Consider the following 22,772-nt stretch of genomic DNA (forward strand, 5'->3'; position numbering starts at 1 on the left):
CCCCGTCAGTTCAGCTCGAAGACAGTGAACGGCGCGGCGGCGGGTGCGGGGGCCGGGGCCGCCTGCGCCGCCGCCGGGCCGCTGCCGTCGACGGCCACGGACACCACTTCCTCCAGGGCCACCAGGACGTCACCGTGCTCGTCAGTGAAGAAGAAGTCGTACGTACGGGTGCGCCGGGAGCCGCCGGGCCTGGCCACGCAGTGGCAGTACACCGCCTCGTCCCGCGGGGCCCGGACGACGGTCAGCCGTCCCAGGTGGTAGGGGACGAACACCGGGCCGCCCGGCGCCTCTTCGGCCGCCATCAGGATGGACAGCTGCATCCCGCAGTCGAGGAGCGCGGGCGACAGGCCGTAGCCCCAGTCGCGGTCCACGTGGAGGAAGGCCCGTACCGCCCCGGGCCCTACCTCGGCCCAGCGCACGCCGCGCAGCGGTTCGCCGTAGTCGTAGCCGAGCCGCCGGAAGGTGTCGTAGATCTCCCGCCTGTGGTACCTGCGGGCACCGGCGGGCGGGGCGGGCGGGCTGCCGACCGCGGCCGGCGCCGTCACCTCGGCCGTACAGTGCACGACGCCGGTGGCGCGGTCGACGAGGGACAGCTCGGCGCCGCGCTCCCGGACCTCGACGGCGTCGGGATCGGTGATCGGCTTCTGCCACAGCACGTTCCCCAGGGCGCGGCCCTCGGTCCGCTCGGCGAGGACCGCGAGCGCCCAGGCACCGGGGGCCATGGTCACGCCGTCGATCCGGTGGGCGGACACCAGCGAGTCCAGGGAGTGGAAGCCGGATTCCGCGGATTCGATCCAGTGGCGGTGGCGCAGGAACGGGTAGGCGGGCAGCTCGACGGGGCTGGTCCTCGGGTAGTAGCTCTCCCAGTCCGGGGAGCCGCCGGACTCGTACAGGGCCGCGATGTCCTGGGCGGTGCGGGCGGACAGCTCCTCCACCGCGCCCGTCGTGGTGGTCCGGGGGGCGGGGCGTCGGGCCAGGTCCTGTTCGAGGCCGCGCAGGAGCTCGTCCTGGTCACGGCAGACGATCGCCACGCGGTGCGTGAAGCTGTCGCGGCGGCACGCGAGCGTGTGGGCCAGCGCGTCCATGTCCACCCGGCGCCCGCGCAGCCACTGCGCCAGCTCGTCCATGGACAGCTGCAGCCCGGCGCCGGTGTGGTGGGAGAGCGGGATGACGTAGCTGTCGCGCTGCGGGCGGCCGGGGGCCGCCGTCTGCTCGGGCACCCCGCGCAGCACCACGTGGGCGTTGGCGCCGCCCGCGCCGAAGGAGCTGACGGCGGACACCAGGGGAAGGCCCGCGGGCCACCGCTCGCGCTGCGTGCTGAGCTTGAACGGGGTGTCCTCGAAGTCCAGGTGCGGGTTGGTGCGCTCCGCGTGCAGTGAGGGCACCAGGTAGCCGTGGCGCATCTGGAGCACCGCCTTGAGCAGGCCGCTCAGGCCGGCCGCGGACTCCAGGTGGCCGATGTTGGACTTCACCGAGCCGAGCCGGATCCGCTGGGTACCGGCCGCGGCGTACGCCTTGGTCAGGGCCCGCAGTTCGATGGGGTCGCCCAGGGCCGTGCCGGTGCCGTGGGCCTCGACGTAGCCGACGTCCTCGGGGGCGGTGCCGGCCGCCGCGAGGGCCTTGGTGACGAGGCCGTACTGGGCCTCGGGGTTCGGCGCGGTGTAACCGTTGGCCCGGCCGCCGGCGTTGACCGCGGAGCCGCTGATGACCGCGTAGACGCGGTCGCCGTCGCGCAGGGCGTCCTCGGCGGGCCTGAGCACCAGGCTGATGACGCCCTCGCCGTCCACGAAGCCGTCGGCGCCCGCCCCGAACGGCCGGCACTGACCGGTCCGCGACAGCATCTCCAGGCCGCACAGGAGCTGGTACTGGCGCGGGTGCGTGATGAGGTTGACGCCGTTGACGACAGCGCGGTCGCACTCCCCCGTGCGCAGGGACTGGCAGGCCAGGTGCAGTGCGGTCAGGGACGCCGAGCAGGCGGTGTCGACGGCCATGCTGGGACCGTGCCAGTCGAAGTGGTACGAGGCGCGGTTGGCCATCGACCAGAACGTCGAGGTGGGCGGCTCGGCACCGGGTTCGGTGGGCGTGTGCCAGGCGTATCCGCCGTTCATGACGCCGACGAACACGCCCGTGTCGCTGCCGGCGAGTTTGGCGCGGCTGTGTCCGGCGTCCAGGATCGCCAGATAGGTCTGTTCCAGGACGAGACGTTCCTGGGGGTCCATGCGCGCCGCTTCGCGGGGCGTGATGCTGAAGAAGGTGTGGTCGAACGCGTCGATGTCGTCGACGAAGGCGCCGCGTTCGGTGTACGAGACGGGCTCGGGGCCCTCCGCGAGGCGCGCGCTGAAGCGCTCCGGGGGCACGGTGGACGTGCAGTCCAGGCCCTCGAACAGGTTGTCCCAGAACTCCTGAGTGTTGGAGGCCCCTGGCAGCCGTGCGGAGACGCCGACGACGGCTATGTCGTCGGGGCGGGGCACGAACGCGCGGGTGGACGGGGCGACTTGCTCGGTCCGCTCGGTGCGGTCCGACTCCGGCCGCGCCTCAGGGGCTTCGGTGGTCGGGGCGGCCGGGGCGGGCTCGGCGGCCGGGGCGACGGGATCGGGGAACGCCTTCGCCGCCGTGTCCGCGTGCTCGGTGACCAGATACTCCACCAGCCGCGCCACCGTCGGATACTCGAACCACACCGTCGCAGGCACATACCCCACCCGCTCACGCAACGGCCGCAACAGCTCCATGGAGATCAGCGAATCGATCCCCATGTCCCGGAACGGACGATCCAGCTCGACCTCAGACACATCCAGCCGCATCGTCTCCGCGATCACCCCACGGACGAACAGCTCCACCTGCCCCCGCACGTCAGGGACATCAGCGGACTCGGCGGCCGGGGCGGCAGCGGCGGGGAACGCCTTCGCCACCGTGTCCGCGTGCTCGGTGACCAGATACTCCACCAGCCGCGCCACCGTCGGATACTCGAACCACACCGTCGCAGGCACATACCCCACCCGCTCACGCAACGGCCGCAACAGCTCCATGGAGATCAGCGAATCGATCCCCATGTCCCGGAACGGACGATCCAGCTCGACCTCAGACACATCCAGCCGCATCGTCTCCGCGATCACCCCACGGACGAACAGCTCCACCTGCCCCCGCACGTCAGGGACATCAGCGGACTCGGCGGTCTCGGTGGTCTCGGCGGCCGCACCGGCCAGCGCGACCAGGACCTGCTGCCCCTCGCCTCCATGGGTCCGCACGGCGCCGAAGCCGGCCTCGCCCATGAGCAGTTGCCACTGGTCACTGCTGAGCAGGGGGCTGTGCTCGATGCGGTACGGGTCGTTGCTGAGCCACCAGCCGTCGGTGAGGCCGAAGGTGAGCGTGGCGTAGTCCTGCCGGGTGGTGATCTCGTTCAGGACGAGGATTCCGCCCTCCCGCAGCACCTTGCGCACGTTGCGGAGCGTGCCGGGGACGTTCGACGTCGCGTGCAGGACGTTGGTGGCCACGACGATGTCGAAGGACCCGGTGTACTCCTCGGGCGGGTTCTCGATGTTGCAGATCTCGTAGGAGAGGTACGGGTAGTCGCCGCCGAAGGCGTCTCGGGCCTTGTGCAGGAACGCGTACGACAGGTCGGTGAAGTGGTAGCTCACGTCGCTCGGGTCGAGGAGCGGCAGCACGAACTTGGTGGTGCTGCCGGTCCCGGCCCCGATCTCCAGGACGCGCAGCGGGCGGCCCGCCGTGCGGCGCTGGTAGTTGGTCACCACCTGCGCGCAGATCCGGTTGAAGTAGTCGGCGATGGGATTGCTCTGGTAGACGGGCGCGACGAGGTCGAAGGAGCCGTCGGGGAAGAGCACCTCCACCGCGTCGGTGGCGCCGCTCAGGACGTCGGGCAGGTGGTCGAGGCACCGGTCGAGCAGCGTGATGTGACCCGTCAGCTCCGGGTAGTCCCGCAGGAGTTCGGCCCGCGGCAGGGACTGCGCTGACGGCATCGCGCCGATGGCGTCCGTCAGGAGCGCGTACTTGTCGATCGCCGTCGCGGGTAGCGGCACCTGCCGCAGCCGCCACCGGGTGTACGCCTCCAGTCGCTCGGAGAGGTCCCGGTTGCGGGCGACATCGGCGTCGTCGTCCCGCAGGACCGGCACCACGTCGTCGAGGACTCCCGGGGAGCCTGCGGGCGATGCCGCGGGGGCTGCGGATTCGTGCGGCGTGATTCCCATGCGCTTCAACGCCTCTTCCGTTCCTTTCACACAGGTGATCCGTCGGTCGTCGGCCGCGAGGAACCGCTCGATGACCGCCAGCCCTTCGGCCGGTTCGATCGAGCCGATTCCAAGGCCTTGCATCCGCTCCCGGTACTCCGGCTTCGCCACGACCCCGATCTCGCCCCAGTAGCCCCAGTTGATGACCTTGGCGTCGATCAGCAGGGCCTGGTGAAGGAGGTCCGCGTAGGCGTCCTTGGCCACGCACGCGGCGGCGTAGTTGCCCTGTCCGGCGCTGGCGATATGGGCCTGCACGGAAGAGAAGAAGAGGCAGAAGTCGAGGTCCCTGCCGCGCAGCGCGTCCACCAGGTGGTGGGTGCCGTGCAGCTTGGGGCGCAGTACGTCGGCGAGCACGCGCTCGCTCATGGTGGCGAGGGTGGCGTCCTGGAGCACGAGCGCCGAGTGCACGACGCCGTTGATGACGTCGTGGGTGTCGAGCGCGCGCTTGAGCTCCGGGCCGTCGGCCAGGTCCACCTGGTGGTAGTGGACCGCGCGGGCTCCCAGCTCCCGGATGCGGTCGGCGTTCCGGGCGAAGTCCTCGGGCGGGCGGCGGCCGATGACGACCACCTCGGCCCGGTACGTGGCGGCCAGGTACTCGGCGAGCAGGCCGCCGAGTCCGCCGGTGCCGCCGAGGATGACGTAGGTGCCTCCTGTCCTGAACGCCGAGCGGTCCGGCCACGGTGCGAGGGCCGCCGGTTCCATCGACGCGACGGCGTACTCGTCACCGCGGACACAGACGGGCGCGCCCGCGACGTACGGCAGGGGCAGGTCCAGGGCCGCGGCCAGCGACTGCGCGGTGAGGTCCGCGAGGCTGAAGCAGCGCACCAACCAGTCGGGCCGTTCCTTGGCGAGGGCCTGGGTCAGGCCGACGTACACGCCGTCGACGGGGTGGGTGGCGGCGGTGAACAGCGGGCTGTGCACCGCCTTGTCGGTGAACACGTCGAGGCGGACCCGCGGCCATCGGTCGAGGGCGTGGGCGAGGTCGAGGAAGGCCGTGAGGTCCGCGTCGCGGATGCCGTCGGCCCATGAGGTGCGGCTGACGAACACCAGATGTTCGTCAGCGGCAGGCGCGGCGGCGAGCCCGGCGACCGCCGTACCGTCGAGGAGCAGCACCCTGTTGTCCGTGTAGCGTTCCGTCAGTTCCTTGTGCAGGCCCACCTGTCCGGGCGGCACCAGAAAGGTCCGCGGGCCGTGCCCGGCGCCGCGCGGCGGGTCCAGCCGGCCGTGCGTCCACTGCGGCGCGAACACCATCGAGTCCACGGCGGCACGGCGGACCAGCGAGACATCGGGGCGCGCCGTTCCGGGCGCGGAATTCCCGCTTCGCCATTCGTTGCGACTCAACACAATCCCCTATGTCTAGGACGCCGGGTTCAAAGAGCGGGTTTCACACCGAGGTCGACCACCGAGAGAAGCGGTCCGTAATCCTCGTCGAATACCGTGAAGTTGGTCCTGAAGGGAGACAATTTCTCCGTCAGAACGAAAGCAGAGTCGGCGGGAAATCGCGCCGGAGCGTGAAAGATCATATGCCCCATGGAGAAAGGCATCAAGCTGTCACGGTGTTCTCCGATGGATATCGCCATGCCTGATTGGAAGGAACAGTCGAGGAGGTTCACCACCCCCATCAGCGTTCCGTCGTTGTGTGAGAGCCAGGCCAACGACCGCTGTCCGTACCGCTGGACATAAGTATTGCGGCGGAAGTACGGGCCGTAGTCGATGCCCATGTTCGAGAACTCTTCGTAGAGTTCCCGCCGGGTGAGGTGGGACGTGGTGTTCGCGCAGATCTCGTCGCGCACCTCCAGACCCACCGCGGGAGCCCGGTCCAGCTTCTCGGACAGGAGCGTGCCCATGCCGCAGAGCGCGCCGCGGTTGGTGACGGTGTAGTCCACCGCCGTCGCGCCGGGTGCCGAGCGGAAGGCCACGACGAGGTCGTCCAGCGGCTCTTCACCGGAGATGGGCCGCAGCCAGGCGGCGTCCCTGACGGCGTACGTCGTGGCGTCGGGGTGGAGTTGAGCGGCGCCGCGCAGCGCCATCTCCAGGCAGGCGACACCGGGCAGGACCCGGCGGCCGCCGACCAGGTGCTCTTTCAGGTAGGTGTGGCCGGGCTCGATGTGTGCCCGGAAGGTGCCCGGCCCGTCGGCGATCAGCCGGATCGGCTCCACCGTGGCGGGGCCGGCCGCCTTGTCGGTTTCGGTCGTCATGCGGTACGCCCCTCATCCGTGAACCAGAGATCCGTCTCGTCGAACGGGTAGCCGGGCAGCCGCAGCCGGCGCGGCCTGTGCGGCGCGAACAGGGCCTGCCAGTCGACCGGTCGGCCGGACAGGTACGCCTCGCGGGCCGAGTCGGGAGTCGGCTGTCCCTCGTCCCCTGCCTCGTCCCGCGCCTGCGTGTGGACCGGTTCGCCCGCCGTGCGCAGCGCCTGCAGCAGCTCGTCGCCGGAGGACGGGCACCATGCGAGGCGGTACGCCAGGTGCTCGCGCCGGCACAGGGTGTACGAGAGGTCGCGCAGGTCCTCGTCGGACAGCGGCCCCCGCCCCTCGACGTGGTCGAGCAGCCCGGCCGTCAGACGGCGCAGCGCACGCGGGGTGCGCGCCGACAGCGGTACGAGGCGGGCCTGTGCGGGGGTGGCGCGCCGGACGGGGGGCGCCGACGGCGCGGAGAGCACCACGTGCGCGTTGGTGCCGCCGAAGCCGAAGGAGCTGATACCGGCGACGAGTTCTCCCTCGTCGTCCCAGGGGCTCGTCTTGTGCACCACCTCGAAGGGGGTGCCCTCCAGGGTGATGCCGGGGTTGAGTTCCTGGAAGTGCAGGTTGCCCGGCAGGGTCCGGTGCTCGAACGCCTTGATCACCTTGGTCACGGAGGCGACTCCCGCGGCGGGCTCCAGGTGCCCGATGTGGGACTTGACCGCGCCGAGCCGAACGCGGCGCCCCGCGGGCCCCGGCACCAGCTGCTCCCAGGCCCGCTTCAGCGCGTCGATCTCGATCGCGTCGCCCAGCACGGTGCCCGTCCCGTGGGTCTCGATGTAGCCGGTGCGGGCGGCGAGTTCGGGCGTGTAGGCGTCCAGGAGGAGGCTGTACTGGGCGTTGGGGTTCGGGGCGGTGAGCGAGTTGGCGCGGCCGCCGTGGTTCTCCGCCACGCTCTCCACGACCGCGCGGATGTCGTCACCGTCGGCGAGCGCGTCATCCAATCGCTTGACCAGGAAGCTTCCGTAACCCTCCCCGCGGACATAGCCGTTGGCCGCGGCGTCGAAGGCCGCGCACCGGTGGTCCGGGGAGAGGAACCGCGCCGAGTGGAGTCCCTCGTTGATCTGGGAGTCGAGGATGAGGTTGACGCCGCCGACCACGGCCGCGTCACAGACACCGGCGCGCAGGTCGCGGCACGCCTTGACCAGCGCCACCAGGGACCCCGAGCAGGCGGTGTCGAGGACCGTGGAGGGGCCTCGCCAGTCGAACCAGGAGGAGATGCGATTCGCGATGAGGCTCATGGAGTGCCCCACCAGGGAGTACGGGATCTGCCGTGCGCCGGCCCTGGCCTGGAGCAGCGCGTAGTCGCTGCCGGTGGCCGCCATGTAGCAGCCGGTGCGTGAGCCGCTTAGCTCGGAGGGGGCGTACCCGGCGTCTTCGAGCGTGTGCCACACGGACTGCAGCAGCAGCCGCTGGCGCGGGTCCATCCAGCTCGCCTCCCGGGGCGATATGGAGAAGAACCTGGCGTCGAACCCCTTGATTCCGGGGAGGAATCCGGCGACCTCGCCGGGTAGTTCACGCTCGCTGCCGGCCGGCCGGACGCAGTCCCTGCCGTCGAGCAGGGTCTGCCAGAACGTCTCGGGGTCCGGGCCGCCGGGCAGCACCGCCGCGAGGCCGACGATGGCCAGTCGGCCCTCGTCGCCGGGCCGCTGCGCGGCGGCGGGGCGCGGCGCGGCCGCCTGCCGGGCGCCCTGCTGCTTCTGGGGCCCGCCGGTGCGGCCGACGCGCCCGTCTGAGAGCCGAGCGACGCTTTCGGCGACGATGCGCAGGGTGTTCATGCGGTAGAAATCGTGCGCGTGGACGACGACGCCGTACCGCTCGCTGATCCGTGCGGCAAGGATGTTGTAGCCGAGCGAGGTGACGCCCTGGTAGCCCAGGGGCCGGTCGATGTCCGGCTCCTGCAGGCCCAGTTCACCGGCGACGAGCTGCCGCAGCTCGGCGAGGAGGTCCTGCCCGCCTGCCTCGTCGGTGTCCGCCGCGGCCCGCTGCCCGTCGGGTGTCGGCGCGGGCACCTCGTCCTGCGGGTACAGGCCGAGCGCGGACAGGGGGGCCTCGCTGAGCTTCTTGACGTCGGTCTTGCCGTTGGGCGTCAGCGGCATCTCGGTCAGCCGGTGCACGGCCTGCGGCACCATGTAGTACGGCAGGGTGTCCCGGCACCTGTCGCGCACCGCGGCAGCGTCGAAGGGCTCGCTGGCGGGCAGCCGCACGAAGCAGCGCAGATGCGGCTCGTGTTCCGGTCGCACGACGGCGATCACGGTCGCGGACGGGGCCTGGGCGGCCACCGCGGCGGCCACCTCGCCCAGTTCGATCCGGTGGCCGTTGACCTTGCGCTGGCCGTCCTTGCGGGAGACGTAGGTGAGGTGCGGCGTCCCGTCGTAGCGGACCAGGTCGCCGGTCAGGTAGGAGGGCGTGCCGTCGGGCAGCGCGCCGAAAGCGGTTGCCGGGGCGTTCAGGTATCCCTGGGCCACGCAGTCACCGGCAATCATCAGCTCGCCCCGCATGCCCGGGGCCACGGACCGCCCGTCGGCGTCCACCACGTAGTACCGGGTCCCCAGGGCGGGCTCACCCAGATGGATGCGCCCGGCGTCGGTCACGCGCTGCCAGCTCGCCCAGATGGTGGCCTCGGTCGGGCCGTACATGTTGTAGACGGCGGCGCTCTGGCTCAGCAGGTACCGCGCGAGGTCGTGGTCCAGTGCCTCCCCGCCGCACAGCAGGGTCATGGGCCGCCGTGCCCGCCAGCCGACGGACTCCAGGATGCGCCAGGTGGACGGCGTGGCCTGGACGACGGTCGCCCCGCTGCCGTCGATGCGCTCGGCCAGCAGGGTCGCGCTGGCTCTGGCCTCCTCGGACAGCACCTGGACGGTCGCACCGCACAGCAGCGGCAGCAGGATCTCCAGGAGGGAGATGTCGAAGCCGATCGGAGTCAGGGCGACGATGCGGTCGTCCGGGCCCATCCCGGGGTCCTGGCGCACGGAGTGCAGGAAGTTGACGAGGTTGCCCTCGCTGACCGCGACGCCTTTGGGGGTGCCGGTCGATCCCGAGGTGAACAGCACGTACGCGGTGCGGTCGGCGTCGGCCGGGCCCGCCGGCCGGCTGCCGCGCGGCCGCGGGGAGGCCGACGGGGCGCCGTCCACCTCCCGCGTGGGTATGCCGGGGAACAGCTGGGCCGCCCGGTCCCGGGTCGCCGCGTCCACCAGGACGGCGCCAAGACCGGCGGTCTCGGCCATGTACCCGAGCCGGCTGTCCGGCAGCCCGGGGTCCAGCGGTACGAACGTGCGGCGCAGGGCCAGCGCGGTCAGGTACGCGACGGGGATCGCGGCCGACCGCTCCAGGAAGACGCCAACCGGCCGCGTGTCGTCAGGGGCCAGGGCGTCGCCGAGCCGGTGTGCGGCGCCCAGCAGTTCGCCGTAGGTGAGCGAGCGGTGGTCGTCCACGACGGCCACCCGGTCCGGGTCCGCTTCCGCGGCCTCTATCAGGGCCGCGCCCAGGCCCTGGCCGGACGGGGTGGTTCGCGCGGTCCCGGCGGCCCCCTCGGCCACCGGTTCCAGCGGGCGTGACAGGTCGCACCGCGTGGTCGGGCGGTGCGGCTCGGTGGTCACGAACCGGGCCAGGCGCAGGAAGTTGGTCGCCAGGGCCGACAGGGCCTCGGGGGACAGCACGCGCGTGGAGGAGTCGAAGGAGAGGTGGATGCCCTGCTCGTCGGAGCTGAAGTTGACGCTCAGCTCGCTCGAACTTCCGGTGTCGGGCTTGCGGATCCAGGAGACGTCCACCCCCGCGAGGTCCGGCAGCGCGGTGGGCAGCATCGCGGAGGAGGAGTTCACCACGAGGTTGAGCACGCTGCCGCCCCGGTCCGCGGCGCCGCCGTGTTCGGCCGCGGCCAGGGCGAGCAGGTCGAGGGTCGAGAAGCCCTGATGGTCGCGCAGCTCCTCGCGCTGCGTGCGCACCTGCTCGAACAACGACAGCGCGGACGGCTGTGCCGCGACGCCCAGCCACAGAGGCAGCAGATTGGTGTGGCAGCCGTACGGAGCTCCGTACGTCCGCGTGTCCACGGTGTGCGCGACCACGACGTCGCGGTCGTCGTCGCCGTAGGCGTGCACGAGGGCGCCGGTGACACCCACCACGAACTGGAGCAGGCTCAGCTCGTGGTGGCGCAGGAACCGGTGGATGTCCTCGGCCTGTTCGCCGGTGAGCGTCTCCTTGACCGCGATCCGGCGGCCGTCCCCGTGGGGCGCCGGGGCCGAGAAGGGCAGCGGCTGGTGCAGCCGGCGGCCCGCGAGCACCGATCGCCAGTAGGCCGAGTCCCGGGCGGCGTCGGACCGGGGCGCCGCGGCGAACGACCTTTCGAGGACCGGGGTTTCGCCCCGCCAGCAGGCGCCGAGGGCGGCAAGGAACGGGGCGTAGCAGCCGCCGTCGAACACCACATGGCTGAAGTCCAGGCGGAGCAGGAGCCGTGTGGCGGAAGCGCGCCAGTAGCGGAAGCGGAAGAGTTCCTGGCCGGTGGGGTCGATGCCGCCGGCGTCGAGGAGGTCGTCCTGCCGCTCGCAGCGCAGCAGCACCCGCCGGGGCACGGGGCGGCTCTTGGCCACCAGGTCCGCGCCGACTTCGGTGAAATAGCTGAGAAGCCGCGGGAATTCGGTGGAGACCACTTCCCGAAGTGCGCCGTCGAGACGGTCGGTGTCCACGTCTCCGGACAGCGCGTACACATAGCCGACGGTAAGTCCCGGGTCATCGGGATTCTGTTGATACCGATTCCACTGAAAGCGCTCGTAGTCGCTTGCCTGACGCTCCGTCATGCTAAAAGACCTTTCAACCGCCCAGGACACCGGAATAATTGGTACACGGCTCCGGCATACCTGCACTCGAATTGCGGTCGACCCCGCAGGACAGCCCGCCGGCGCACCCGTGGCCCCGTGCGGGAATCTCTTGTCACCAGCGTGTACGGGGCCCATTGTGCTGTCGGGTGTTCAACTGCTGCCGAACCGCAATTGGACACCGCCGCCTCAGGTCGACGCCCTCATCGGAGGTTCACACGTGCTGCTCTCGGAAGACGACGTGGCGCTGTTCGCGCGGGTCAGTGGCGACCGGAACGCGCTGCACTGCTCGCCCGACCATGCCCGCCGCACCCCCTTCGGCCGGACCGTCGCCCACGGCGTCCTCGCAGTCCTGGCGACGCTGGACGAACAGGCGGCGGACGACGGGGCGGGCGCCACGGCCGTCGAGGCCGACTTCGGCAACCCGGTGTTCCCCGGGGTGCGTTACCGCTCCGAGGCGCTGGACGAGGCCAGGAACGAGGCCAGGACCGGCCTCGGCTACCGCCTGCTCGACGGAGACCGCACCTGCCTGACCGTACGCGTGCGCCCCGGCACCCCGCCGGACCTGGATCCGCTGCCCGTGCCGCAGGACCGGTCGGCGCCACGGCACGGGATCGAGGACCTGCCGCCGGGCACCGCGGTGTCCGGCGGGTACGGCCCGGAGGGGACCGACGCGCTGCGCGGGCGGTTCCCGGCCGCGGCCCGGCTGCTCGGGCAAACGCCGCTGGCCTGCCTGTTGTGGTCGAGCTATGTGGCCGGGATGCGCCTGCCGGGAGAGAACTGCCTGCTCGGCCGGGTGGCGCTGCGTTTCCTCCCGGTCGCCGCGCGGGGGCCCGCGCGGCTGTCGTACAGCGCCCGCGTCGTCCACACCGACCGGCGCTTCGGACTGGTGTCGATCGTCGGGCAGATCACCGCGGACGGCGCGGTCGTCGCCGAGGCCGAGATCGAGGCCATGGTCCGCACGCCCGCGCCGCCGGCCACCTCGGCCGCACTGGGCGAGCACTTGAGTCCGTCCACCCGGCTGCGGGGCGCATCGGCCGTCGTCGTCGGCGGCAGCCGCGGGCTCGGTGCCGCCCTGTCGCTAGCTCTGGCTTCGCAAGGAGCCGAGGTCTTCGTCGGGCATCGGGACACGCTGCCACCGGCCCTGCGGGCCGAGGCCGAAGGGCTGCCGGGGCAACTGCACTCCGTGCCCGGCGACGCCGCGGACCCGCGCTGGAGCACCGAACTGCGCTCCAGCGTCGAGCGCGAGCACGGCCGGCTCGGCTTCCTGGTGTGCAGCGCGGCCCCACCCCTGCGCACGCTGGGCCTGGCCGCCACCGACCTGGAACGGATGGACGCGTTCCTGACCGGTTCGCTGCGGCTGGTCAGCGCGCCGATGAGCGGGCTGCTCCCGCTCCTGGAGCCGGGGCGGGGCCGATGCCTGGTGATCTCCTCGGCCGCTCTGGACGAACCGCCGCGCGACTGGCCGCACTACGTCGCGGCGAAGTCCGCCGTGGAGGGTCTGGTCCGCTGGGCCGCCCGGCACCGCCCCGGTGTGACGTTCCACCTCGCGCGGCCGGGAATGCTGCGGACCGAGCAGACGAACTCGCCCGGCGCCCGGGAGACGGCCGGGCCGGTGGAACCGGTGGCGGCGCGACTGGTGCGCCAGCTGCTGGAGCCCGCGCCCGCCGACGGAGTCCCGCACCTGATCGGCGAGGAGGAGCTCGTCGGCCCGGTTCCGGCCGGGCGGACGTGAAGAAGGGCCCGGTCTGACGAAGGGGCCCGGTGTGAGGAAGGCCCGGTGCCGAAGTCGGTCACCGGGCCCGGCAGTTGCTCGCGGTCAGCCGCTGTCCCCCAGGGGCGGCTCTCAGACCGCGGAGGTCCTGTCCACGCTCTCCCGTGGCTCCTCACGGGGGGTCGCGGTGCCCGGCCGCACCGCGGCAAACAGCAGGAATCCGAGGAGGACGAAGGCCGCGGCGGAGAAGATGGGCAGCGAGCTGGAGCCGTCGATGATTCCGAACACGACGCCCGACAGGCCCGCGGAGATGGCGGCGATGGCACCGGCCGTGCCCATGACGGAACCTTGGTGGCTGTCGTCCACGGCGGCGGACATCATGCCCACGAGACCGCTGTAGGAGATGCCGTAGGCGGCCGCGCCCACCAGGCACAGGCCGTAGAGCGCGACCCTCGAACCGGTCAGCGCGGTGCCGGCGACGCACACGGTCATCGCCGCCAGGGACCCGGCCACCGCGATCTGCGGCTTGAGGTACTTCATCGAGAGCGGCACCAGGGAAAGGAAGGACGCCGCGAGGCCGACACCGACCATCGAGATGAGGTTGGTGACCGCGCGTTGGTCGAAGCCTTCGTTGGCCGTCAGGTACAGGCCGATGAACTGGAAGAAGGCCGTCCAGCCCAGGGACATGAGCAGAAGCGCCGCGGAGAGCACCCTGACCCCGGCGAAGGTGAAGGACTCCATGAGGTGCTTGACCGGGTTCGGGAAGGTCATGCGTCCCGTCGGCCTGGGAGCCGGCTCCTCCCGGAAGGAGACCAGCAGCACCAGCAGGTTCAGCAGCGTGATGCCGGCCACGAAGATGAAGGGCGTCTTGAGGCTGAACCAGGAGACCAGGGTGGAGTCGCTGAGGTAGCCGCCGATGAGCGGGCCCACCACGTAACCGGTCGAGACGCAGAACATGATCAGGCCGATGGAGTTCACGCGGCGTTCCTTCGGCGTGACGTCCAAGATCGCCGCCTGGGCGACCGGCAGACTACCGGAGAACAGGCCGCCGACCACACGCCCGGCGACGAACAGGGCGACGTCCCGGCTCACCAGCCCCCAGATGGTCAGTGCGTAGCCGAGGGCAAGGCCCAGCAGGCACAGCGTCAGCGTCTTCTTGCGGCGGAAGTGGTCGGACAGCGAGCCGAGCAGCGGCGCGCCGAGGAACATCGCCAGTGAATAGCTGCCGATCGCGACTCCGTAGAACAAGTCGCGGGTGCTGGTTCCGCCACTGCTCAGGACGCCGATATCGGCGTCATAAGAGATGGGAATCAGCACCGGAATGATGAGGCTGACGCTCAAGTTGTCGATCAGGATGATGAAGTAAAGAGGGATGAGACCGGCCAACCCGCTTTTACGCATGGGTAATTCTCCCGTAGATCGGTGGGGGGTACAACGACCGCGGGCGGTATCGTAGCGCACAAACTTCCCTTGCAGCACCCGGACTTGAGCGTGGCTTGAGTGCCGCCTGACCGGCGGGGAGCACGCTGTCCGAAAGAACCTGAACAGGTACGCTGCCGAATCCATCGTTTTCCCCGCACGGTGAAATCCGCCCTGCCTGTTCGCCTTTTCAGCCAAATGCGTTGGCCGGTCACGGCCGAAACGAGGGTGTTCTCCAGATGGAAGCGAACGAACTGAAGGCCATATCCGTGGAAAGCACGGTGCTCGAGGTGTTCCGCGCGATCCTGGGCCTGGACGCGATCGACCCGGATGTCCCCTTCGCCGCGCTGGGCGGGGACTCTATGCGGGCCGTGCGCGTGCTGTCGCGGCTCTGGCGCGAACTGGACGTGGAGCTGCCCGTGCACGCGCTCGGCAACGACACGACCGCCGCCGAACTCGCGGCGGCCATCCGCGCGCACCGGGACGGCCGGGCCGCATGAGCGACGCGAGGAAACCGGGCATCGCCCTGGCCGCGACCTTCACCTCGGACGGGCTCGGGGACGCCATGGCGCGGCGGCTTCGGGATACCGGGCGCGAGGTGATGGCGGCGCCGTACGGGCAGGTCCTGGAGCCGCTGCTGGACCCCGGCAGTGTGCTGCTGGCCCATGCCGGGGTGAATGTCGTGCTGCTGCGGGCCGAGGACCTGTTCCGCGGCGGCGCGGACCCCTCGGCCGGTGACCGGCTCCTGGACGAGCTGCTCTCGGTGCTGTCCGCCGCCCCCAACCGCTCCGCGGCCACCTGGCTGGTGGCCCTGACGCCGCCGTCGCCGGGCGCCCTCGCCGACCCCGCCCGCGCCCGGTGGGTCGAGGCCGCCACGCGGCGGGTCACGGAGACCGTCGCCCCGCTGCCGGGCATGCACCTCGTGGCGCTTGACGACCTCACGGACCGCTACGAGGTGCCGCAGACGCACGACGAGTACGCCGACCGCATCGCTCATCTCCCCTACACCGACGAGTACTTCGACGCGCTGACCGACTGGCTGGTGCGTCTGGCCGGCACGACGTGGCGCAAGCCCCGCAAGGTCGTGGTGCTGGACTGCGACAACACCCTGTGGGCCGGGGTGTGCGGCGAGGACGGTCCGCTCGGGGTGGAGATCGGCCCGGGGCGGCGCGCGGTCCAGGAGTTCATGCGGGACCAGCGAGCGCAGGGAAAGCTGCTGTGCCTGTGCAGCCGCAACGAAGAGGCGGACGTGCGGGCGGTGTTCGCCGAGAACCCCGCCATGGTCCTCACGATGGAGGACGTCACCGCCCACCGGATCGGCTGGCAGCCCAAGGCCCAGTATCTGTACGAGCTGTCCCAGGAGCTGGGGCTCGCGCTCAACTCGTTCGTCTTCGTGGACGACGACGCCGTGGAATGCGCCTCGGTGCGGGCGGCGTTGCCCGAGGTCGCCGTGGTGGAGCTGACCCGGGACGCGGACGCGGCACCTCGGCAGCTGGCCCACGAGACCGCCTTCGACCAGCTCACGGTGACCGACGAGGACCGGCTGCGGGCCGACTGGTACCGGGCCGAACCGGAGCGCCGGGCCCTGGAGCAGTCGCTCGTGGACTACGAGGAGTTCCTGGCCCGCTGCGCCATCGAGGTCTCGATGGAGGCGCTGACGGACTCCGCCCTGGACCGGGCGGCCCAACTGACCACCCGCACCACGCAGTTCACCCTGGCGGGCACCGCCTTCACGGTGCCGGAGCTGCGGCGGCTGCTCGACGGCGGCGGCCGCGGCTGGACGGTGCGGGTCCGCGACGTCTTCGGCGACTACGGCACCGTCGGTCTCGTCCTCGCCCAGGCCGACGGTGACGTGCTGAACGTCCCGGTCTTCCTGCTCAGCTGCCGGGTCCTCAACCGCCGGGTGGAGAGCCGGATGCTGCGGATGCTCGGCGCCGAGGCCGCGGCGGCCGGCTGTCGCACCCTTCGGCTGCCGTACCGGCCCACCCCGCGCAACGCGCCCGCGCGCCATTTCCTCAAGGAGATCTCCGGCGGCGTCATCGGCGCCGATGACGACCCCGGCGTCATCGCCGTCCGGGTCGCCGACTGGGCCGACGCGCCCGCGGTGGCCGCGCCGTAGCCGCGCCCTACCGGTCGGACCACACCACACGCGGCCGGCGATCCAGCCGGCCCCACACAGGAACGAGGGAAACTCCATGAAACCCAGTACGGGACGACGGCCCATACATGGCCGAAGGCTGTGGGGGCGGCTGTCCGTCGCCGCGGCCGGCTGCGCCGCCCTCATGCTGGCCACCGTCGCGTCCGCCGACACCGGCGCCCCCGCAGCCGGCCACGCCAAGCCCGCCAAGGCCCCGAGCGTCCCCGTGAAGCCCGAGTGGGTCAGCGCGGGCCAGAACAACCACAACACCCGCCATGCCGCCACCGAGCGCACCATCGGCACGAAGAACGTGGGCAAGCTGGCGCCGAAGTGGACCTTCACCACCGACGGTGACGTCTCCGCCACCCCCACCGTCGTGGGCGGCACGGTCTACGTGCCGGACTGGGGCGGCAAGCTGTGGGCCATCAACGCCGACAGCGGCAAGAAGGTCTGGTCGCGCAGCATCACCAGTTACGACGGCGTCGAGGGGCACATGTCCCGCACCAGCCCCGCGTACTGGAAGGGCGACCTGTTCATCGGCACCGGCACGCTGACGACGACGTCGTTGAAGAGCGCGTACGTCATCTCCGTCGACGCCAAGACCGGCGACAAGAAGTGGATGACCAAGGTCGACGCCGACCCGACGACCGTCATCACCTCCTCCCCCACCGTGGACAACGGGGTCATCTACGTGGGGACGTCCTCCAAGGCGTCGACCCTGCACGACAAGCCGAAGTTCCGCGGCGCCGTCCTGGCGATCGACGCCCGCACCGGCAAGATCCTGTGGAAGACCCACACCATCCCCAAGGGCTACACCGGCGCCGCCGTGTGGGGCAGCCAGCCCGTGGTCGACCACAAGACCGGCCTGGTGTTCGTGGGCACGGGCAACAACTACACCTCGCCGGAAGGCGTCTGCCTCAACCCGAAGCAGACCGACTGCACCCCGCCGTCCAAGGACAACCACTTCGACAGCGTGATCGCCCTGGACCTGAAGACCGGCAAGATCAAGTGGGCCCATCACACACTGACGGCCGACACCTGGATGATGTACATGCAGAACCAGGCCCCGGACTTCGACTTCGGCTCCGCTCCCAACCTCTACACCACCAAGATCGACGGCAAGCCGAAGGATCTGCTCGGCATAGGCCAGAAGAGCGGCGTCTACTACGCCCTCGAACCGGCCACCGGCAAGGTCGTGTGGGAGACGCAGGTCGGCCCGGGCGGTGCGCTCGGCGGCATCCAGTGGGGCAGCGCCACCGACGGGAAGCGCATCTACGTCGGCATCGGCAACGGTGATCACCTGCCCTGGACCATCAAGGCGGCCGACGGCACCAAGTCCACGGTCGAGAGCGGGTTCTTCGCGGCGGTCGACGCCGCCACCGGCGAGATCGAGTGGCAGACCGCCGACCCGCAGGGCAAGGAGGGCAAGTGGCTTGACAGCTCCTTCATCACCAGCGCCAACGGCGTCATGTACGCGGGCTCATCGGCGCCCAGCGGTACCAACATGTACGCGCTGAACGGAGAGACCGGCAAGATCCTCTGGGACCACGCCAGCGGCGGTTCCGTCTGGGGCGGGGCGGCCGTGGTCGACGGCAGCGTCTACTGGGGCTCCGGCTACTACATCTCCAATGTGGGCGAAGGCCTGAGCGGCCACAACAACAAGCTCTACCGCTTCACCCTCGACGGCCGCTGACGCAGTCCGTCGCGACCGTCACCACCACGCGAAACGGCCCGGGCAGTTCTGCCCGGGCCGTTACGCGTCGTCGTCTCCTCAGGTCTCCTCAGGCCGCCGCCGACAGCTCCTGGCGCAGCGGCTTCCACCACTGCGGGTTGTCGCGGTACCAGTCGCCCGTCCGGGCCAGGCCGCCCGGGAAGGGGACGCGGGGGGCCCGGGTGGCCCGCGACGTCGGCGAGGTTGGCGGGGTTGCCCGCGTAGGTGAGTTTGTCCAGGGCCGTGATCCGCACGTCGCCGGGGTCGCCGTACGCTCCGGCGAGCGCGTGGCGCACATAGGTGGACCCGATGAATCCGGCGGCGCCGGTGACGAGCAATCACACGGGGCTTCCCTTTCTCAGGTGGCGGTCGCGTGGGCAGGGGCGGCGTGCGACGTACGTCGTCCCAGGTCCGTCATGACGGCCCGGGCCACCTCGGTGACGCGGTCCTGCAGATAGAAGTGACCCCCGGGGAAGACCCGCGAGCGACCGGGGACGACCGAAAGGCGCAGCCAGTCGGTCACGTCCCCGGGCGCGCACAGGGGATCCTCGGTGCCGGCCATCGCCGTGACCGGGCAGCGCAGGCCAGGCCCGTCCCGCCAGGTGTAGGACCGCAGGGCCTGGTAGTCGGCGCGCAGCGCGGGCAGCGCCAGGGTCTGCACCTCGGGGTCGTCGAGCGCGTCGCCGCCGAGCCTGCGTACCTCGGCCAACAGCGCGGCGTCGTCGGCCAGTTGATCAGTCGGCCCGGGCCCGGTCGTGGGCGCGCAGCGGGCGGACACGAAGAGCCGGTGCGGGGTGGCACCGGCGCGGTCCAGGCGCCGGGCCGTCTCGTAGGCGACGAGCGCCCCGAGGCTGTGGCCGAACAGGGCGTACGGTGCCCCGCCGGGTGAGGCGAGCAGTGCCTGGGCGGTCCGGTCGGCCAGCTCGCTCAGCCGCGGCAGCGGCGGTTCGTGCCGCCGGTCCTGCCGTCCCGGGTACTGCACCGCCAGTACCTCCACTTGCGGGCCCAGGGCACGGGCGAACGAGTGGAAGCTGCTCGCGCCACCGCCGGCGTGCGGGAAGCAGACGAGCCGCAGCGCCCCCTCGGTCGCCAGTCCGAACCGCCGCAGCCAGCTCTCCGCCAGGGGGCCATGGGAGGTCACGCGCCCAGCCTCACGGGGAGGCTGTCGATGCCGCGCAGGAAGGACCGGCGCCAGCTCACCTGCTCCGGCTCGATGGCCAGGGCAAGGTCGGGGAAGCGCCGCAGCAGGGCGCGCAGCGCGATCTCGCCCTCCAGGCGGGCCAGCGGGCCGCCCACGCAGAAGTGGATGCCGTGGCCGAAGGACAGGTGCCCGGTGGTGTCGCGTGAGACGTCGAACCGCTCGGGGTCGGGGAACTTGCGGGGGTCGCGGTTGGCGGCGGCGCCCGAGATGAGCACGGTGCTGTGCGCCGGGATGTGGACGCCGCCGATCTCGACGTCCTCCAGCGAGCCGCGCGTGGTGATCTCGGCGGGACCCAGGAAGCGCAGGGCCTCGTCCACGGCGTTCGGCAGGACGGCCGGGTCCCGGCGGACCTTGGCGAGCTCCCCGGGGTGGGTGAGGAGCAGGTAGGTGGCCATGGCGATGAGGCTGACCGAGGTCTCGAAGCCCGCGATGAGCAGGATCAGGACCACGGAGGCGAGTTCGTCGTTGCTCAGCCGGTCCTGGTCCTCCTCGTGGACGTTGATCAGCGCCGAGAGGAGGTCGGGGCCGGGGTCGGCACGCCGCCGGTCGATCAGGTCGAGGATGAAGCCGACCAGGGCGCGGGCCGCCTGCTCGCGCTGCTCGACGCGGTCGGCGTCGATGACCAGGAACTCGTTGCTCCAGCGGCCGAAGTCGCCCTGGTAGCGCTCCTCGACGCCCAGCAGCTCACTGATCACGGTGATCGGCAGCGGGTAGGCGAAGCGCTCGACGAGGTCGGCCTCGTCCTGGCCGGTGAGGCCGTCGAGCAGCTGCTCGGCGAGCTCCTCGATCCGGGTGCGCATCGACTCCACGCGGCGTGCCGTGAACTCCCGGGCGACGAGCCTGCGCAGGCGGGTGTGGGCCGGCGGGTCGTTGCTGCCCATGTTGTTGGCGAAGTAGGGCCGGACGTTCTCGGGTATGCCATGGTAGGTCGGCAGTTCCACCTCGGGCGGCTGCTTCTTCTGGTCGTTGCTCAGCCGCAGGTCGCCGAGGGCGGCCTTGGCCTCGGCGTGACGGGTGATCAGGTACGCTTCTCGGCCGATGAAGCTGACCTTGCTCACCGGCCCCTGCTCACGCAGCGCGGCGTAGGTCTCGTACTGGTCGATGTGGAAGAGGTCGCTGTCCAGACTGGGGACGGCGGTCGAGGTGTCGATCGGCACGGGGGCCCTTTCCCTCGGAGGTGTGTCCGGTGCCCGGTCAGGCAGTCACGGTGGTGAGCGTCGGCATGGGGAAGACGAGCGTGCCGCCGCTGTTCAGGTACGCCTGCTCGCGCTCGACGAAGCCGGCGCGGTGGATCCAGGGCAGGACGAGGAGCTGGTCGGGGCGCCGGGACCTGGCCTCCTCCTCGGAGACGATCGGGATCCCGCTGCCGGGGGTGAAGCGGCCGGCCTTCTCCTCGCTGACCTCGCCGATGCAGGGCAGGTCCTCGGGGCCGATGCCGCAGTACTGCAGGGTCACGTTGCCCTTGGTCGACGCGCCGTACCCGAAGGTGACCAGGCCGGCCGCGCGGGAGTCGTCGAGGAACCCCCGCAGATCGGCGCGCTGTTGGTGCACCCTGCGGGCGAACGCCTCGTAGGGTGCCATGGTGTCGAGGCCCGCGGCGGCCTCGCGTTCGCGCAGCGCGACCAGGGAGCCCTCGTCGCGCGGGTGGCGGCCGGGATTCTTGGCCAGGGTGACGTAGAGGCTGCCGCCGTAGACGTCGGTGACCTCGGCCTTCAGGACGGTGAAGCCCACCTTCTGGGCCATCCACTCGATCTGCTGGAAGCCGTAGTACTCCAGGTGCTCGTGGCACACGACGTCGTACGCGTTGGCGTCGAGCATGGCCGGCATGTAGCTCTGCTCGGTCATCCACACGCCGTCGTCGTCGAGGATCGCGTGGATGTCCTGCATGAACTGCAGGGGGTCCGGGATGTCGTAGAACATGCCGGTCGTCGTGACGACCTTGGCGCGCTGCTTGCCGTACCGCTCGGTGAACGCCTCGCGGGTGAAGAACTCGGCGACCAGTTCGGCGGGCGGGTAGTGCTCGCGGAACTTCTCGCCCGAGGGGTCGATGCCCACCAGGCGCAGCCCCTCGACGGGGTACTGGTGCAACAGCGTGCCGTCGTTGCTGCCGATGTCGACGACGATGTCGCCCGCCTTGAGGCCGGTCAGTTCGGCGGCCGCGACGGCCTTGCCGCGCAGGTGGTTCACCATGAAGGGCCGGATGCCCGGGCGGTAGCCGTAGCCCTCGCCGTACATTAGGCCGAGGTCCGGGGTGTGCCGCAGCTGCAGGAGGCCGCAGCCGGCGGGCGAGCACTTCACCAGCTCCAGCGGTACCGAGGGCACCTTCTCGTCGAGACTCTTGGGAAAGACGCAGGTCAAAGCCTGATCTCCCAGGTCGAGCACCGGAAGCAGTTCGTGATTGCCGCAGACACGGCACTGAGTGATGATCATCGTCTGCCCGTTTCAGTCCGTGGTGACCGTGGCGAGGAGGTAGCCGTAGGACTTGGGGACCCGCACGCCGTCCACCATCCGCTCGAACTCCTCGGGGCCGGTCATCTGGATGACGTCGTCCTTGCGCGCGAGCAGGGCGGCGGCGATGCTCTCCCGGACCGCCTGGGGGGCCAGGGTGTTGGCCGTGACGTCGGTGAACTCCTTGACGACGAGTCCGGCCTGTTCGATGACGGCCCGGTAGTCGTCCATCTCCGGGCTCGTGATGATGTCCTGGAACGTCAGCTCCGTGTCGGGCTGGCTGAACATGTCGGCGAGGACGAGGGTCGAGCCCGGGCGCAGCACGCGCTTGATCTCGCGCAGGACCTTCTCCTTGTCCGGCATGTGGATCAGCGACTCGAAGGCCCAGGCGCCGTCGAACGACGCGTCCGGGAAGGGGAGTTCGGCCGCGTCGGCGTGCTGGAAGGTCACCCGGTCGGCAAGGCCCCGCTCGCGCGCCCGCTCGCCGGCGCGGCCGATCTGGTACGAGCTGATGGAGATGCCGACGACCTCGACGTCGGCCGCGCCGGCGAGCCGGAAGGCCGGCTGTCCGACGCCGCAACCCACGTCCAGGATGCGCTGGCCCGGCCGCGGGGCCAGACGCGCGATCAGCTGGTCGGTGAGCTGGTCGGTGGCCTTCTCGATGGGGGCGTCGTCGGCGTCGTCGAGCCAGTAGCCGACGTGGAGGTTGTCGCCCCAGATGTCCCTGAACGTCTCGGTGAAGTTGTCGTAGAAGTCGACGACCTTGTCCTCGACCGTCTCCTCGTTCGCCTGCGCTCCAAAAGTCATACGATCCGTCCTTCGTGTGTGGTGGTCGTGTCGTGGTCGCGGT

General features: G+C 71.0%; 12 protein-coding genes and 1 pseudogene. 4 read left to right on the forward strand and 9 right to left on the reverse strand.

Translation table 11 applies throughout. The features are described 5' to 3' along the window. Positions 1 to 5 precede the first annotated feature (5 nt). The 3 genes from OG609_RS45130 to OG609_RS45140 are packed head-to-tail and all read right to left on the reverse strand — an operon-like array spanning position 6 to position 11,274. Positions 6 to 5,582 (reverse strand): beta-ketoacyl synthase N-terminal-like domain-containing protein, encoded by a 5,577-nt coding sequence (locus OG609_RS45130; RefSeq protein WP_327278539.1) that lies wholly within the window; start codon positions 5,580 to 5,582, stop codon positions 6 to 8. A gap of 29 nt (positions 5,583 to 5,611) precedes the next feature. After that, positions 5,612 to 6,439, reverse strand: a complete 828-nt coding sequence (locus OG609_RS45135) for a polyketide synthase dehydratase domain-containing protein (RefSeq protein WP_327278540.1) — start codon at positions 6,437 to 6,439, stop codon at positions 5,612 to 5,614. Further along, entirely contained in the window at positions 6,436 to 11,274 is a 4,839-nt protein-coding gene (locus tag OG609_RS45140; protein ID WP_327278541.1) for a beta-ketoacyl synthase N-terminal-like domain-containing protein, read from the reverse strand. The genes OG609_RS45135 and OG609_RS45140 overlap by 4 nt, the downstream gene beginning before the upstream one ends. Positions 11,275 to 11,512: 238 nt before the next feature. Here OG609_RS45140 and OG609_RS45145 point away from each other — a divergent pair, with 238 nt between their 5' ends. Beyond that, positions 11,513 to 13,027 (forward strand): SDR family NAD(P)-dependent oxidoreductase, encoded by a 1,515-nt coding sequence (locus tag OG609_RS45145; RefSeq protein WP_327278542.1) that lies wholly within the window; start codon positions 11,513 to 11,515, stop codon positions 13,025 to 13,027. A 111-nt stretch (positions 13,028 to 13,138) separates the two neighbouring features. Here OG609_RS45145 and OG609_RS45150 read toward each other — a convergent pair whose 3' ends face one another. Beyond that, complete coding sequence (locus tag OG609_RS45150) at positions 13,139 to 14,407, reverse strand: MFS transporter (protein WP_327278543.1); 1,269 nt, start codon at positions 14,405 to 14,407, stop codon at positions 13,139 to 13,141. Positions 14,408 to 14,664: 257 nt separating this feature from the next. Here OG609_RS45150 and OG609_RS45155 point away from each other — a divergent pair, with 257 nt between their 5' ends. From OG609_RS45155 to OG609_RS45165, 3 genes are all read left to right on the forward strand, one after another. Next, positions 14,665 to 14,925, forward strand: a complete 261-nt coding sequence (locus OG609_RS45155; RefSeq protein ID WP_327278544.1) for an acyl carrier protein — start codon at positions 14,665 to 14,667, stop codon at positions 14,923 to 14,925. After that, a complete protein-coding gene (locus OG609_RS45160; protein ID WP_327278545.1) occupies positions 14,922 to 16,544 on the forward strand; it encodes an HAD-IIIC family phosphatase in 1,623 nt (540 codons plus the stop codon). Before OG609_RS45155 ends, OG609_RS45160 begins: the two co-directional genes overlap by 4 nt. Before the next feature lie 76 nt (positions 16,545 to 16,620). Further along, a complete protein-coding gene (locus OG609_RS45165; RefSeq protein ID WP_327278546.1) occupies positions 16,621 to 18,255 on the forward strand; it encodes an outer membrane protein assembly factor BamB family protein in 1,635 nt (544 codons plus the stop codon). Between the two features lie 194 nt (positions 18,256 to 18,449). On the opposite strand, the pseudogene OG609_RS45170 reads toward OG609_RS45165, so the two are convergent. The 5 genes and pseudogenes from OG609_RS45170 to OG609_RS45190 all read right to left on the reverse strand — a co-directional run. Next, positions 18,450 to 18,611 (reverse strand): annotated as a pseudogene (locus tag OG609_RS45170) (NAD-dependent epimerase/dehydratase family protein); the annotation flags it as partial. A 20-nt stretch (positions 18,612 to 18,631) separates the two neighbouring features. Continuing rightward, positions 18,632 to 19,414: a thioesterase II family protein gene (locus OG609_RS45175; RefSeq protein WP_327278547.1), complete on the reverse strand. Its 783-nt coding sequence runs from the start codon at positions 19,412 to 19,414 to the stop codon at positions 18,632 to 18,634. Beyond that, positions 19,411 to 20,631, reverse strand: coding sequence for a cytochrome P450 family protein (locus OG609_RS45180; RefSeq protein WP_327278548.1), 1,221 nt, complete (start codon positions 20,629 to 20,631; stop codon positions 19,411 to 19,413). Before OG609_RS45180 ends, OG609_RS45175 begins: the two co-directional genes overlap by 4 nt. A 37-nt stretch (positions 20,632 to 20,668) precedes the next feature. Beyond that, the gene (locus tag OG609_RS45185) at positions 20,669 to 21,904 is read right to left on the reverse strand and encodes a class I SAM-dependent methyltransferase (RefSeq protein ID WP_327278549.1); all 1,236 of its coding nucleotides are present in this window, start codon (positions 21,902 to 21,904) and stop codon (positions 20,669 to 20,671) included. Positions 21,905 to 21,916: 12 nt separating this feature from the next. Further along, positions 21,917 to 22,729 (reverse strand): SAM-dependent methyltransferase, encoded by an 813-nt coding sequence (locus OG609_RS45190; protein WP_327278550.1) that lies wholly within the window; start codon positions 22,727 to 22,729, stop codon positions 21,917 to 21,919. Positions 22,730 to 22,772: the final 43 nt, after the last annotated feature.

The sequence above is a fragment of the Streptomyces sp. NBC_01224 genome (assembly GCF_036002945.1).
Taxonomy (GTDB): Bacteria; Actinomycetota; Actinomycetes; order Streptomycetales; family Streptomycetaceae; genus Streptomyces.

Bases quoted from the DNA above. Each gene is read 5' to 3' on its own strand.
- OG609_RS45140 (WP_327278541.1), bottom strand. From the start codon at position 11,274: ATGACGGAGCGTCAGGCAAGCGACTACGAGCGCTTTCAGTGGAATCGG.
- OG609_RS45185 (WP_327278549.1), bottom strand. From the start codon at position 21,904: ATGATCATCACTCAGTGCCGTGTCTGCGGCAATCACGAACTGCTTCCG.
- OG609_RS45190 (WP_327278550.1), bottom strand. From the start codon at position 22,729: ATGACTTTTGGAGCGCAGGCGAACGAGGAGACGGTCGAGGACAAGGTC.
- OG609_RS45135 (WP_327278540.1), bottom strand. From the start codon at position 6,439: ATGACGACCGAAACCGACAAGGCGGCCGGCCCCGCCACGGTGGAGCCG.
- OG609_RS45160 (WP_327278545.1), top strand. From the start codon at position 14,922: ATGAGCGACGCGAGGAAACCGGGCATCGCCCTGGCCGCGACCTTCACC.
- OG609_RS45155 (WP_327278544.1), top strand. From the start codon at position 14,665: ATGGAAGCGAACGAACTGAAGGCCATATCCGTGGAAAGCACGGTGCTC.
- OG609_RS45150 (WP_327278543.1), bottom strand. From the start codon at position 14,407: ATGCGTAAAAGCGGGTTGGCCGGTCTCATCCCTCTTTACTTCATCATC.
- OG609_RS45165 (WP_327278546.1), top strand. From the start codon at position 16,621: ATGAAACCCAGTACGGGACGACGGCCCATACATGGCCGAAGGCTGTGG.